The following is a 14,274-nucleotide window of genomic DNA, read 5'->3' as shown; positions in this document are numbered from 1 at the left end:
ACTCTCCATAGAAAGTTCATATCTCTAGCTTCTTTACGCTTTTCGCTTCGTTCAGTTTTCAAGGAACATCTCTTTGTCGCTGTTTGGCTGTTTGAGCGACCTTTTTAATGTATCATTTACTGTTTTTCTTGTCAACACTTTTTTCTTTTTTATTTTTTCATAAACTACTTGTTTCAATCAGCAATAAGTATATTATCAAAAACAGCATACCTCGTCAACTATCTTTTTTTAAAAAAAATAAGGCTTGGAAGTAACGATCCAAGCCTCTTCATCATCCATAACTACGGTAGTTACTCAACTAAAAATGCAAAGTACAAAATGAAAACAACAAATAAACCATACATAATTGGATGAACTTCTTTTGCTTTACCTTTTGCTATCATTGTAATTGGATAGAAAATAAATCCGATCGCAATTCCTGTTGCAATACTGTACGTTAAAGGCATTGCGATTAATGTTAAAAATGAAGGAACAGCAATTTCAAAACGAGTCCATTCGATTTTTCCGAGCGATGATACCATCAGCACACCGACAATAATTAATGCCGGTGCTGTAACTGGTGCTGTCACAACCGATAACAGCGGAGAGAAAAATAACGCAAGCAAAAATAAGATTGCTGTTACGACAGAAGTAAAACCTGTACGTCCACCAGCTGCTACCCCAGCTGATGATTCAATATACGATGTTGTCGTAGACGTTCCTAAAATTGCTCCCACAACTGTTGCACAAGAATCTGCAAAAAGCGCTTTTCCTGCTCGTGGCAATTTATTATCTTTTAATAACCCTGCTTGATTAGCGACTGCCACTAGCGTTCCTGCGGTATCAAAAAAATCGACGAATAAAAACGTTAACACAACAGCTAGCATTTTAATGTTGAAAATTTGGTCAAGGTGCTCAAAAGCTACTCCAAACGTAGGTGCCAAACTCGGTACAGCACCAACTACTTTTGTTGGCACATCGATTAGCCCCACAATCATTCCAACAATAGCTGTAATTACCATTCCAATGAAGATTCCGCCGTTTACACGACGAACCATTAAAATAACGGTAATGACTACTCCGAAAATAGCTAACAATGTGTTCCCATTTGTTAAATGACCTAAGCCAACAAGAACCGCATCGTTATTAACAATAATACCTGCGTTTTGGAATCCAATAAACGTAATAAATAATCCGATTCCTGCACCAACTGCATATTTTAAATCTTCTGGAATTGAATTGATAATTTTTTCACGAATACCACTTAGCGTAAGCAAGATAAAAATCATTCCAGACATGAGGACACCAGATAACGCAGTTTGCCACGGAATCCCCATCGTCAATACAACAGTAAAAGCAAAGAAAGCATTTAATCCCATACCCGGCGCAAGTGCAATTGGATAGCGTGCAATTAATCCCATGAGTAAAGATCCAACAGCTGCTGCAATCGCCGTCGCCGTAAATACTGCCCCTTGATCCATTCTCATTTCATTTGGCAAATCTGGTACAGCACTTAACGATAAAACAGCTGGATTAACAAATAAAATATAAGCCATCGATAAAAACGTCGTTAAGCCCGCGATGATCTCTCTTTTGTAATTCGTGCCGAGCTCATCGAATTGAAAATACTTCTTAATCACTTTAAGTCCCTCCATATGTTGTAGTAAAAAGAAAAACGCTTCTAGCAAACTACCAGAAGCGTGACTATGATGCATAATGCACAGAACATAGAGAGGAATCAAGCAGATTCCTCTCCCCCACATTACACATCGTAGTCAAGCTATTTACGGTAGCTTGGTAGAGACTCTCGAGCCATATTCTCGAGATTATACGATGTATCCTCTATTTATTTCACACATACATTCTAGCAATGAAAGTGAGTGAAGTCAATATAAATAACGAACATTTTTTTGTAATTGTTTTTTTTTGTTCGTTTTTCACTCCCATTCGATCGTTGCTGGTGGCTTACTTGTAATGTCGTATACAACACGATTGACATGAGGCACTTCGTTTACGATGCGTGTTGAAATAGCTTCTAACACATCCCACGGAATACGTGCCCAGTCCGCTGTCATTCCATCAATTGAAGTAACTGCACGAATACCAACCGTGTAATCATACGTACGAGCATCTCCCATCACCCCGACGCTACGAATATCAGGAAGGACGGTGAAGTATTGCCAAATATCACGGTCGAGACCGGCTTTTTTAATTTCTTCCCGTAAAATCGCATCCGACTCCCGAACAATTTCTAGCTTTTCTTCTGTCACTTCACCTAATACACGAATGCCAAGTCCTGGTCCTGGAAACGGCTGGCGCCACACGATCTCGTCTGGGATACCTAACTCTGTGCCGAGTGCGCGCACTTCATCTTTGAAAAGTGTATTTAACGGTTCAATTAACTTAAATTTCATATCTTCAGGTAATCCACCAACATTATGGTGCGATTTAATCGTTTGAGCCGTCGCTGTACCACTTTCAATAATGTCCGTATAAAGCGTACCTTGTACTAAAAATTCAATACCGTCCAGCTTTGCCGCTTCGTCATCAAACACGTAAATGAACTCATTCCCAATAATTTTTCGTTTTTGCTCTGGATCGCTTACACCTTTTAATTTGTTTAAAAACCGTTCTTTTGCATCCACCTTAATGACGTTCATATGAAACCCTTCACGGAAAGTTTTCATGACACTGTCCGCTTCTCCTTTACGAAGCAAACCGTGATCGACAAAAATGCACGTCAATTGGTCACCGATGGCACGATGGACGAGAACAGCCGCTACCGATGAATCGACACCACCACTTAAAGCGCAAAGTACTTTTTTATCTCCAACAAGTTCACGAATTTTGCGCACTTCGTGATCAATAAAGCTTCCCATCGTCCAATCGCCTTTACACTCACAAATGTTAAACACGAATCGTTTTAATAGTTCATTTCCATATACTGAATGACGCACTTCTGGATGAAACTGAACGGCATAAAACTTTCTCGTTTCATCGCTCATCGCAGCAATTGGGCAAGATGGACTTGTTGCATCAACCGTAAACCCTTCTGGCGTTTTTGTCACCAAGTCGCCATGACTCATCCAAACAATTTGCTCTGTCGGTAAGCTGCTGAATAGCTGAGACGCACGTTGCACCGTAATCGTTGCTTTTCCGTATTCTCTGTGGGTCGCTTTTTCTACTTTTCCACCTAAATGGTGAGTCATTAACTGCATGCCGTAACAAATGCCTAAAATCGGAATGCCTAACTCAAAAAGCGCCGGGTCACACGTAAACGCTTGTTCATCATATACGCTATTTGGACCACCTGAGAAGACAATTCCTTTTACATTCATTTGTTGAATTTGTTCGGCTGTAATCGTATGTGGATGCAACTCACTATACACACCGAACTCACGAATGCGCCGCGTAATTAGCTGATTGTACTGGCTACCAAAATCTAAAACAACAATCATTTCTTGTTGACTCAAACGACATCACCTCATCTACATATAATAAAAAAAGCTAGCATTCATACCCTCTCATAAAAAAACGAAGGCAGAATTCTAGCAATATAGAACACTGCCTTCGTAGTCGGGTCATTTACGGTGTCCCGGTAGAGACTCTCGAACCATATTATCGAGGATATACGAAGGTGCGCATCTTAAATTTTAATCCATTCTACCAACTTCATTCCTCGTCGGTCAAGATGCTGTCTTTTTTATTCAATTTTCTAACAATTAACAACAATATGTAACTTGCATATGATATATGAGCAAAAATTGTAGGAGAATGCACATGAATCAACCGAAAGCACTGATCGGTTCATTTACTCAAGCTATAGGTACTGTTACTTCGGCCATTGCGAGCATTCCTTCTCTAAGCGACAAAAAACAGTTTGCTCTTGATTTATGGGGAAACGTATTGCAAGCAACGGGAAATGCGTTAGAAGCAGATGCTGAAACGCCCAATACGTTAGGTGTATATGGAAATGATATTCAAGCTATTGGCAATATTACCGTTGTCGCTGGACTGTTAAGTGAAGAAGGGAGCCGACTAGAAATTACAGGGAACTGGTTACAATCATTAGGCGGACTTATTTCATTCATAGATGATTGGGAAGATAAGAAATCATCTGTGTTAAGCCCTATCGGAAATTTACTTCAATCGATCGGCAATGCCTTACAAGCCATTGGTGGTGTATGGGAAAAACAAAAGGGCAAAGAAGAAGGGGAGACAATCGGGATTATCGGCGCATGGGTTCAAGCTATCGGTTCTATTCTTTGTTTTTTAGGTCAATTAGAAGACAGGGCTACTTTCGCAACAAAGGAGTAGCCCTTGTTTCTCATGCTAAAAATGAGGAATTTTCTTTCCAACAATAACTAAATCTCTTTTTATCCCATCTAATTCAGCGACTTCCGGCAAATATCCCCACTTCTCAAAACCTACACTCAAAAATAGTTTCATGCTTGGCTCGTTGTGCGCAAAGATGAATCCGAGCAAAGTATCAATGCTAAACTTCGGACACTCCTCGATCACTTTAGCTAAAATCCTTTTCCCTAACCCTTTTCCTCTAAAATTTTCATGAAGATAAATACTTATTTCAGCAGTCGCATGATAGGCTGGTCTCCCGTAAAAAGATTGAAGGCTTACCCAACCACAAACTTCATCTCCATATTCCACCATCCATAAAGGTCTTTGATTAGGGTCGTGTTCCTTAAACCATTCCAATCTATCGTCTACCGATACGGGCTCTGTATCAGCAGTTACTAATCGACTTGGAATTGTCGAGTTGTAAATGCTAACGATTGTCGGTAAATCATCTATACTTGCTATTCTAAATGTAACGTCTTCTAACATAATCATACTCCTTCGCAAATTTTCGTTTAATTGTATATGTCTATATTAACATTCAAACCTCATTTTAAGATGTCTAAAAATAAAAAATACCCTTACATTTTTGTAAGGGTGAATATATAAAAAATGTAGGAGAAGCGGACACATCCACTTCTCCCTAGCGAAATTGAAAGGTATTACATCATGCCGCCCATGTCTGGCATGCCTGGTGTGTTTTTGTTTTCTTCTGGTTTGTCAGCAACGACTGCCTCAGTTGTTAGGAACATAGCGGCAACAGATGCTGCGTTTTGAAGCGCAGAGCGAGTTACTTTTGTTGGGTCAACGATACCCGCTTCGATCATGTCAACCCACTCGCCAGTTGCTGCGTTGAAGCCGATGCCAGGTTTTTCTGTTTTTAAGCGCTCTACGATGACAGAGCCTTCTAAACCAGCGTTTTGCGCGATTTGACGAACTGGCTCTTCAATCGCACGAAGAACGATTTTCACACCAGTTGCTTCGTCGCCTTCAGCTTCAATGGCTGCAACTTTGCTGTACACGTTCATTAACGCTGTACCACCGCCGGCAACGATACCTTCTTCAACTGCCGCACGTGTTGCGTTCAATGCGTCTTCAATGCGTAATTTACGCTCTTTTAATTCTGTTTCTGTTGCAGCACCAACTTTGATTACCGCAACGCCACCAGCTAATTTCGCTAAGCGCTCTTGTAATTTTTCACGGTCAAATTCAGAAGTTGTTTCTTCTAATTGTGCACGAATTTGGTTGATGCGTGCTTGAATGTCTTCGGCACGACCAGCGCCACCAACGATTGTTGTATGTTCTTTTGTTACAACAACTTTCGCTGCACGACCAAGTGAAGCAATTGTTGTTGATTTTAATTCGCGACCTAACTCTTCTGTGATGACTTCGCCGCCTGTTAAGATCGCGATATCTTGAAGCATCGCTTTACGACGATCACCGAAGCCAGGCGCTTTAACTGCAACAGCTGTAAATGTACCACGAAGTTTGTTCACAACTAATGTTGCAAGCGCTTCGCCTTCTACATCTTCAGCAATGATTAATAGCGGCTTGCCTTGTTGAACAACTTGCTCTAATACAGGAAGAAGTTCTTGAATGCTTGAAACTTTTTTATCTGTAATTAAGATGTATGGATTTTCTAATACAGCTTCCATTTTATCAGAGTCTGTGATCATGTATGGAGATACATAACCACGGTCAAATTGCATACCTTCCACAACATCCAATTCTGTTGTGAAACCTTTAGACTCTTCTAATGTGATGACGCCGTCTTTACCAACACGCTCCATTGCTTCTGCGATAAGTTGACCAACTTCTTCGTCAGCTGCAGAAATCGCTGCAACTTGAGCGATAGAATCTTTACCTTCGATTGGTTTAGAGATTGCTTTTAATTCTTCCACAGCAACTGCAACAGCTTTTTCAATACCTTTGCGAATGCCCATTGGGTTCGCACCAGCTGTTACGTTTTTCAATCCTTCACGAATCATCGCTTGTGCCAATACAGTCGCTGTTGTTGTACCGTCACCAGCAACATCGTTTGTTTTGCTTGCTACTTCCGCAACAAGCTTCGCACCCATATTTTCAAACGGATCTTCTAACTCAATTTCTTTTGCAATCGTTACACCGTCATTTGTAATTAATGGAGAACCGAATTTTTTCTCTAATACAACGTTGCGACCTTTTGGACCTAATGTTACTTTTACTGCATCAGCTAATTTATCTACACCGCGTAACATCGCACGACGAGCTTCTTCGCTGAATTTAATTTCTTTTGCCATACATCTTACCCCCTTGATGATGATTTTTTTGTTAAGTATTTTTGTACACTTTATATGTTATCAGACGAACGATTAACCAATCACAGCTAAAATGTCGCTTTCACGTAAGATTAAATATTCTTTTCCGTCATATTTTACTTCTGTGCCTGCATATTTTGAGAAGATGATGCGGTCACCCACACTCACTTCTGGAGCTACACGCTCACCATTATCAAGAACGCGACCTGAGCCAACTGCCACAACTTTTCCTTCTTGTGGTTTTTCTTTCGCTGTGTCTGGTAAAACAATTCCGCTCGCTGTTTTCTCTTCAGTTTGGATTAATTCAATGACAATGCGATCACCTAGTGGCTTCAACACGGCAAACGACCTCCTTAATTAGATTTTCGCTCTATTATTAGCACTCATTACAATCGAGTGCTAACACACTTATTATATTAATGAACTTTTTTTAATTTTGCAAGTAGGAAGTTAAAAATTTTTCAATACATATTTCCCTCTTTCATTATGTCTTTCCTTTCGAAATTCATACAAAAAATATGGTAAAATGAAAAAGTATTTATTTTGTAAAAAGGGGTTGACCATGTGAAAAAACAATATTGGTATGTCATCATTACATATATCGCCATGCAGCTATCGAGCTTAGTCGGCGTCCCTTTACTTGCACATAGCGGCTTTGTCAACGCATCAAATAAAGAAATAGCTTTTTCGATCGCTTCTGGTTATTGGGCTGTTATTAGTTTCTCGATTGCTCTTTTTCTCGTTCTTTATTTTATGAAAGAAGATATGAAATACTCATATGATCGCCATCAATCATCGATTGGCATGTCAGTCTTTTGGGCGATTGGGGGGTTTTTGCTCGCTCTTTTCGCCCAAGGTATTGCAGCAAACATCGAAGTACACCTCTTTGGGGTCGAAATGGGGTCCGAGAACACGAGACGGATCGTTGAAATGGTCAAACTTACACCAGCTCTTATGCTCGTCACTTCAATCGTTGGTCCAGTTTTAGAAGAAATCATCTTTCGAAAAATTATTTTCGGAACGCTGTATCAAAAATATAACTTTTTCTTATCAGCCATCATCAGCTCGCTTTTATTTGCGGTTGTTCATTTAGAGTTCGAACATTTGCTTCTTTATGCAACGATGGGATTTGTATTTGCTTTCTTATATGTCAAAACAAAGCGTATTATCGTACCTATTGCAGCACATGTACTGATGAACACCTTTGTCGTTGCAATTCAAACATTATTTGCTGAAGAAATCGAAAGCATTATGCGTGAGGCAGAACGAATGCAATTCGTAATTTGGAGGCTGTTTTCATGAAGTCTGAACCGTTGTTTTATTTTCTCACAGGCATTTTATTTACTTATTTTGCTGTCCATACCGCCGATGATGGTATTTGGGACATCACAACGATGCTATTTATTTTAATTGCTACATTTGATTTCGGCGCAGGAATTCGTTCTTTACGAAAAAAAACCTCCCGCTCGTAAACGGGAGGTTTACTCATTTCCGTAATGTTTTAAAAAGTAAACGAGTGACTGCAATTCGACCGCTAAATCAATATGGTGAACACGAATATGTTCTGGCACATGCAAGCGAGCTGGCGTAAAGTTTAAAATCCCTTTAATGCCTTTTTGAACAAGTCGGTCAGTAATCGGCTGGGCAACTTGAGCAGGAACGGTTAAAATCGCTACCGTAATCCCTCCAAGCTTTTCTTCCAATTCATCTAAATGATAAACCGGAACCCCTCCGACTTTTGTTCCCACTTTATCCGGATCAACATCGAACGCCATTACGATTTTCGTATTGTTATTTTTACTAAAATTGTAGTTCAAAAATGCTGTCCCTAAATTACCGACGCCAAATAACGCTACTTCTGTCGTTTCATCTTGGTCTAACGTTTTGCGGAAAAACGACAGCAAATAATTCACATTATATCCGTATCCTTTTTTTCCAAGCGCACCAAAGTATGAAAAATCACGGCGAATCGTTGCTGAATCGACTTTTACAGCTTCGCTTAACTCCGCTGAAGATACACGTTGCTTGCCTGATGCATGCAAGTTTTTCAAAAAACGATAGTACAACGGTAGTCGCTTTGCGGTCGCCTGCGGAATTTTTGGTTGTTCATTATTCACGAGTCAATCCCCCACATTTCCTTTCACAAATAGTTAGCGCTTTCATTTTTCTCTCCTATACGTCTAAAAAATTCTCCCCACTTCTAAACTATACACTATTTTTTTCATTCTGTCTTTCCTTTGTACCCTTTATTATTATTTTTGTCAAATTTGTTATTCACACACTAGTGTTGCCGAATATCAAGAAAGTACGTTACACTATCAAAAGAAGATTGAGGTGAGAAAGAATGATCATTTTACAAGTAAATCAACTATCCAAATCATATGGAGCGGAACAAGTTTTATCAGACATTAAGCTTGAAATACAAGAAAAAGACCGTATTGCGTTAGTTGGAAGAAATGGCGCGGGAAAATCGACATTATTAAAAATCATTGCCGGACAGTTGTCATACGACACAGGCGAAATCATTAAACCGAAACACGTAACGATCGGTTATTTAGATCAATATACAGGGTTGCAAGCGCATCGTTCCATTTGGGAAGAAATGCTCGATGTGTTTGCCCCGCTACAACAAATGGAAAAACAATTACGCGAACTAGAACAACAAATGAGTTTACATGATGCTGACTATGAGCGCCTACTTGAGCAATATGATCGTTTACAAACAGAATTCAAAGAAAAAGGTGGCTATCAGTATGAAGCAGATATTCGTTCGGTTCTTCATGGTCTCCGCTTCTCACAGTACGATTATACGACAAAAGTATCTACATTAAGCGGCGGACAGCGGACGAGGCTAGCGCTCGGTAAACTGCTCCTTACAAGACCAGATTTGCTCATTTTAGACGAACCGACAAACCATTTAGATATGGAAACGTTGCAATGGCTTGAACAATATTTAAAAAATTACGATGGGGCCATTCTTATCGTCTCCCACGATCGCTATTTTCTTGACCAAATCGTGACACAAGTGTATGAACTATCACGCACAAAAATAAAAAAATATGTCGGAAACTATACAAGCTACTTACAACAACGTGCTGAACAATTCGAACAACAACTAAAATTGTATGAAAAACAACAAGAGGAAATTACAAAATTAAAAGATTTTATTCAACGCAACATCGCTCGTGCATCAACAACGAAGCGAGCACAAAGCCGTAGAAAACAATTAGAAAAAATGAATATCATCGACAAGCCACTCGGTGATGAAAAATCGGCATCGTTTCGTTTCGAAATCGAACGACCAAGCGGAAACGACGTGCTGACAGCTAACAACTTAGCAATCGGTTACGATCACATCATCGCAACAAACCTTTCATTCCGTATCACTCGCGGAGATAGTATTGCGCTAATTGGGCCCAATGGAATTGGAAAATCAACTCTTTTAAAAACGATCATCAAACAACTCCATCAGAAACAAGGAGAAATACGCTACGGAACAAACGTACAAATTGGCTATTATGATCAAGAACAAGCACAATTAACATCAAACAAACGAGTGATCGACGAACTGTGGGACGAAGATCGATTAAGAACAGAGAAAGAAATTCGGACCATTCTCGGCAACTTTTTATTTTCTGGTGACGACGTATTGAAGCCTGTTCAGACGTTAAGCGGTGGAGAAAAAGCGCGACTCGCTCTCGCTAAACTCATGATGAAGAAAGCAAACGTATTAGTTTTAGATGAGCCGACAAACCATTTAGATTTAGATAGCAAAGAAGTGCTAGAACAAGCGCTCATAGAATACCCAGGAACAATTATATTCGTTTCACACGATCGTTATTTTATTAACAAAATTGCAACAAAAATATATGAGTTATCCACAGACGGTCTTGTTGAGTATTTAGGGGACTATGATTATTACGTAGCAAAAAAAGCAGAGCTGCTTGAGCTTGGACAAATTAGCCAAAAAATTAAAACGGGCGAATCGTTGTCACCAAAACGTTCGTACGAAGAAGAAAAAGAACGAAAAAAATTAGAACGACAACGACAACGAAAAATCGAACAGCTAGAAACGGAAATGGAGCAAATCGAACAACAAATTGCTACGTATGAACAACAATTATATGATCCTTCCTGTTACAACGACTATGAAAAAGCTCGGGATACTCAAGGAAAAATTGATGAGCTGAAACAAAAATTCGACGAGTTATTCGAACAATGGGAACTTTTACAAAAATAATAACGAGCTAGCTCCATTTGTGGGCTAGCTCATCTTTTACACAAAGATATCCACAGAAAAAACACCTAAATATAAGTTATTCACCAACTTTTCCACATTATCCACAACAACAAAAGAAAAATCCCCCGTTTTGTTGTGGTTAACTTGTTATGATAAAATAACATACAATCAACGTTTTCCACATTATTCACATGTATGTGGATAAAATAATCCACAACAAGCTGAACTGTTCTTAGAAAAATTCGTATGACAATTAGAAAAAGGTGCCCCATTGCTTTTGGGACACCTTCTTGCTATAACAGTAAACTTGGGTTTGCATTTAATGCCATGGTGGCACGCTTTCCTTGTTGAAATAATACTGTTCCCGCTGCTGCAATCATCGCTGCATTATCTGTACAAAGCGACAACGGCGGGATAACTAACTCGACTTCTGGCAGTTGATTCATTTGTTTTTGTAATTGTGTACGTAACCCTTCATTTGCCGCCACACCGCCAGCCAGCAATATTTGTTTTACGCTGTAATGCATGGCTGCTTCGATTGTTTTTCTCACTAATACCTCAACGACACTTGCTTGAAAACTTGCCGCCATATCTTCAGGTCGGATCATTTCTCCACGTTGCTTTGCATTGTGCAACGTGTTAATAACCGCTGATTTTAATCCACTAAAACTAAAATCATACGAACCTTCTTCTAACCACGCGCGCGGTAAATCAATAATTGGTTTCCCTTGTTTCGCTAAACGATCGATATGAGGTCCCCCTGGATAAGGGAGTTGCAATGCCCGGGCAACTTTGTCATACGCTTCTCCAGCCGCATCATCACGCGTTTCTCCAATCACCTCAAATATCCCATGCTCTTTCATGTAAATGAGCTCTGTATGACCTCCAGACACAACAAGCGCCAGAAGCGGAAATTTCATTTCTTGTACAAGTTGATTTGCGTAAATATGTCCTGCGATATGGTGCACGCCAACAAGCGGAATGCGATGTGCAAAAGCCAATGCTTTCGCCGCATTTACACCAATCAATAGCGCCCCAACTAATCCCGGTCCCTCTGTTACTGCAATCGCGTCAAGTTGACTTATATCCATATTTGCCTGTTTCATCGTTTCTTCTAACACGAGCGTAATTTGTTCAACATGGTGACGGGAGGCAATTTCAGGAACGACTCCTCCAAATCGTTGATGGCTTTCCATTTGTGAAGCGACAACGTTAGCTACAATTTCACGTCCGTTTTTCACAATGGCCGCCGCTGTTTCATCGCAACTTGTTTCAATTCCAAGGACAAACATATCTTTTTTATTCATAAATTCACCCACATTACTAATGCATCTTCTTGATTATCCGAATAGTATCTTTTACGAATACCTCCATTTAAAAAACCAAGTTTCCGATACAATGACTGTGCAACGATATTCGATACTCGCACCTCTAACGTCATTGTTTTTGCCCCCTCTTCTCTCGCCAACGCCATCGCCTGTTTCATTAGTGCTTCTCCTAATTTTTTCCCGCGAAACTCCGGTAATACTGCAATGTTTGTAATATGTGCCTCATCCATGACCAGCCACATGCCACAATAACCAATGATTTGTCCATCATGCTCCATCACAATGTAACGAGCATACGGATTATTCGTTAATTCTTGGTGAAAAGAGGAACGACTCCACGGCAGTGTAAATGAACGCTGCTCAATTTCTACAATACGATCAAGATCTTGAATCGTCATAAAACGGAAAGAAACATTCACTTAACATTCCGTCCTTTCTTGCTGACGAGCAAGCCAATTCGCTTCTGCCTCTGCTAAACGAATATAGTTTGGGACAAACGTATGAACATCTTCTGGTTCACGGTTCATTCCTAACCATGCAAGTTCGCTTGGGCGTGGATTGTGAAGTGTCGCTGAAGCTACTTGAACAGAACGACCTAGTACTTCAACAAACGTAGCTTCGTGTAGTACACTATCATTTCCAACTAATAAAATGGATTGATCATATGCTTTTAATTCATTTGCCCAATCAGTAGCTAAAATGACTTGATCCGCTACGATCGATTGCACGTGATCTCCTTCTACTTTGTAAAGACCGGTATAAATTTGTCCGCGTCGAGCGTCCATTAATGGAACAATAAGCCCGCCAAAATACTTCGCATTTGCTGCCATCACTTCTAAACTCGATACACCAACAAGTGGAATGTTTAGCGTCCAAGCCAAAGTTTTGGCAATCGTCACCCCAATGCGAACCCCTGTATATGATCCAGGACCTTTGGCGACAACAATACGGTCAAGATCTTGAGGGTTCATATCACATTGTTGCAAAAGTGATTCAATGGCAGGCATCACTCGGATCGAATGATTTTTTTTCAAATTCGTAATCATTTCCCCTTTGACAATTTGTCCATCAACGACAGCAACTCCCATAACAAATGTGGATGTATCAATGGCTAGCACTTTCATCGTTAAAAATCTCCTCACATAACTGTTCGTAACGTTGACCAATCGGTGAAAATCGAATGATTCGACTCTCTCCATCCATATGGTGAATGTTAATATGTAAATGTTCCGTTGGTAAATATGGTTCAATTAAATGAGCCCACTCAACAACGGTTACACCATCACCAAAAAAATATTCCTCAAATCCTAAATCTTCTTCACTTTCTGCTAAACGATATACATCCATATGATATAAAGGGATACGCCCTTCATATTGCTTTATAATAGTGAAAGTTGGGCTACTTACATTGCGGTCAATTCCTAATCCTTTAGCTAATCCTTTTGTAAACGTTGTTTTTCCTGCTCCTAAATCACCTTCTAACGTAATAACGTCTTGTGGCTGAACATACTGAGCAAGTTTCATCGCTAATGCTAACGTATCTTCAGGATGATGTGATACATATTCATATGTTTTCATCGCTCATTCCCCTAATTAAGTAAAATCAACATACAAAAAAGACCTTAGGATCACTCTCCTAAGGAAATGCTACACATATAAGTGTACACGAAAACAAATCATAACGCAAAAAAGGCATAAAAAAATACGAAACTTACACTGTTTCGTCTCATTAATCTATCTTCATCTTCGAATATTGGTTGCGGGGGCAGGATTTGAACCTGCGACCTTCGGGTTATGAGCCCGACGAGCTACCTGGCTGCTCCACCCCGCGGCAATAGGAAATAACTAAAAGGTTTATCGAATGGAACAGAACCCTCTTAAAAAACTGGCCGTCCCGCTCTCAATTAGTATATTCAAGTAGTGATTCGAGCGGTACGCTGATGTGAACTCACAGAGGTGAATTCGTTCGTGCTCCACCCCGCGGCAATACAAAACAAATATAATAATGCCCGGCAACGTCCTACTCTCGCAGGCGGTGTCCCGCCAACTACCATCGGCGCTGGAGAGCTTAACTTCC

The 14,274-nt window shown here is 40.0% G+C and carries 14 protein-coding genes, 1 tRNA gene, 1 rRNA gene and 2 riboswitches; of the genes, 4 read left to right on the top strand and 12 right to left on the bottom strand.

Going from position 1 to position 14,274, the window contains the following annotated elements:
* Positions 1-290: 290 nt before the first annotated feature.
* Both LD028_RS08490 and guaA read right to left on the bottom strand, forming a co-directional pair.
* Positions 291-1,616: an NCS2 family permease gene (locus LD028_RS08490; RefSeq protein ID WP_035021163.1), complete on the bottom strand. Its 1,326-nt coding sequence runs from the start codon at positions 1,614-1,616 to the stop codon at positions 291-293.
* Between the two features lie 115 nt (positions 1,617-1,731).
* A riboswitch (purine riboswitch) is annotated at positions 1,732-1,833 on the bottom strand.
* A gap of 83 nt (positions 1,834-1,916) precedes the next feature.
* Positions 1,917-3,437 (bottom strand): glutamine-hydrolyzing GMP synthase, encoded by a 1,521-nt coding sequence (guaA, locus tag LD028_RS08485; RefSeq protein ID WP_041639231.1) that lies wholly within the window; start codon positions 3,435-3,437, stop codon positions 1,917-1,919.
* Positions 3,438-3,532: 95 nt separating this feature from the next.
* Positions 3,533-3,634, bottom strand: a riboswitch (purine riboswitch).
* A 125-nt stretch (positions 3,635-3,759) separates the two neighbouring features.
* Between guaA and LD028_RS08480 the strand changes: the two genes are divergently transcribed.
* The gene (locus LD028_RS08480; protein ID WP_237811557.1) at positions 3,760-4,296 is read left to right on the top strand and encodes a DUF6944 family repetitive protein; all 537 of its coding nucleotides are present in this window, start codon (positions 3,760-3,762) and stop codon (positions 4,294-4,296) included.
* Positions 4,297-4,311: 15 nt separating this feature from the next.
* Here LD028_RS08480 and LD028_RS08475 read toward each other — a convergent pair whose 3' ends face one another.
* The 3 genes from LD028_RS08475 to groES all read right to left on the bottom strand — a co-directional run bounded on the left by LD028_RS08475 (position 4,312) and on the right by groES (position 6,968).
* Positions 4,312-4,821 carry a GNAT family N-acetyltransferase gene (locus tag LD028_RS08475; RefSeq protein ID WP_237811556.1) on the bottom strand — a complete coding sequence of 170 codons (510 nt, stop codon included), beginning with the start codon at positions 4,819-4,821 and terminating at the stop codon, positions 4,312-4,314.
* 173 nt (positions 4,822-4,994) lie between these two features.
* A complete protein-coding gene (groL, locus tag LD028_RS08470) occupies positions 4,995-6,611 on the bottom strand; it encodes a chaperonin GroEL (RefSeq protein ID WP_006323915.1) in 1,617 nt (538 codons plus the stop codon).
* Positions 6,612-6,683: 72 nt separating this feature from the next.
* On the bottom strand, positions 6,684-6,968 hold the full coding sequence (gene groES, locus LD028_RS08465; RefSeq protein WP_004888755.1) for a co-chaperone GroES: 285 nt from the start codon (positions 6,966-6,968) through the stop codon (positions 6,684-6,686).
* A gap of 225 nt (positions 6,969-7,193) precedes the next feature.
* Here groES and LD028_RS08460 point away from each other — a divergent pair, with 225 nt between their 5' ends.
* Both LD028_RS08460 and LD028_RS08455 read left to right on the top strand, forming a co-directional pair.
* Positions 7,194-7,931, top strand: a complete 738-nt coding sequence (locus LD028_RS08460) for a CPBP family intramembrane glutamic endopeptidase (RefSeq protein WP_006323912.1) — start codon at positions 7,194-7,196, stop codon at positions 7,929-7,931.
* Positions 7,928-8,101 carry a YdiK family protein gene (locus tag LD028_RS08455; RefSeq protein ID WP_006323911.1) on the top strand — a complete coding sequence of 58 codons (174 nt, stop codon included), beginning with the start codon at positions 7,928-7,930 and terminating at the stop codon, positions 8,099-8,101. The genes LD028_RS08460 and LD028_RS08455 overlap by 4 nt, the downstream gene beginning before the upstream one ends.
* A gap of 9 nt (positions 8,102-8,110) precedes the next feature.
* On the opposite strand, the gene LD028_RS08450 is transcribed toward LD028_RS08455, so the two are convergent.
* Positions 8,111-8,746, bottom strand: a complete 636-nt coding sequence (locus LD028_RS08450; RefSeq protein WP_006323910.1) for a redox-sensing transcriptional repressor Rex — start codon at positions 8,744-8,746, stop codon at positions 8,111-8,113.
* A 227-nt stretch (positions 8,747-8,973) separates the two neighbouring features.
* Between LD028_RS08450 and LD028_RS08445 the strand changes: the two genes are divergently transcribed.
* Positions 8,974-10,869: an ABC-F family ATP-binding cassette domain-containing protein gene (locus LD028_RS08445; RefSeq protein WP_006323908.1), complete on the top strand. Its 1,896-nt coding sequence runs from the start codon at positions 8,974-8,976 to the stop codon at positions 10,867-10,869.
* A 293-nt stretch (positions 10,870-11,162) separates the two neighbouring features.
* Here LD028_RS08445 and tsaD read toward each other — a convergent pair whose 3' ends face one another.
* The 6 genes from tsaD to rrf form a co-directional block, all read right to left on the bottom strand.
* Complete coding sequence (tsaD, locus tag LD028_RS08440) at positions 11,163-12,176, bottom strand: tRNA (adenosine(37)-N6)-threonylcarbamoyltransferase complex transferase subunit TsaD (protein ID WP_128999463.1); 1,014 nt, start codon at positions 12,174-12,176, stop codon at positions 11,163-11,165.
* Positions 12,173-12,616, bottom strand: a complete 444-nt coding sequence (gene rimI / locus LD028_RS08435) for a ribosomal protein S18-alanine N-acetyltransferase (RefSeq protein WP_012573932.1) — start codon at positions 12,614-12,616, stop codon at positions 12,173-12,175. The genes tsaD and rimI overlap by 4 nt, the downstream gene beginning before the upstream one ends.
* Positions 12,617-13,321, bottom strand: a complete 705-nt coding sequence (gene tsaB / locus LD028_RS08430; protein WP_237810715.1) for a tRNA (adenosine(37)-N6)-threonylcarbamoyltransferase complex dimerization subunit type 1 TsaB — start codon at positions 13,319-13,321, stop codon at positions 12,617-12,619.
* The gene (gene tsaE, locus LD028_RS08425) at positions 13,302-13,775 is read right to left on the bottom strand and encodes a tRNA (adenosine(37)-N6)-threonylcarbamoyltransferase complex ATPase subunit type 1 TsaE (RefSeq protein WP_237810713.1); all 474 of its coding nucleotides are present in this window, start codon (positions 13,773-13,775) and stop codon (positions 13,302-13,304) included. The genes tsaB and tsaE overlap by 20 nt, the downstream gene beginning before the upstream one ends.
* A gap of 176 nt (positions 13,776-13,951) precedes the next feature.
* A tRNA-Met gene (locus LD028_RS08420) sits at positions 13,952-14,028 on the bottom strand.
* 176 nt (positions 14,029-14,204) lie between these two features.
* Positions 14,205-14,274 (bottom strand): 5S ribosomal RNA (gene rrf, locus LD028_RS18335); the annotation flags it as partial.

The sequence above is a fragment of the Anoxybacillus sp. LAT27 genome (assembly GCF_022030075.1).
Classification (GTDB): Bacteria; Bacillota; Bacilli; order Bacillales; family Anoxybacillaceae; genus Anoxybacillus; species Anoxybacillus kestanbolensis.
The sequence above is the reverse complement of the archived record's forward strand: the minus strand, read 5'-3'. Positions and strand labels throughout refer to the sequence as shown.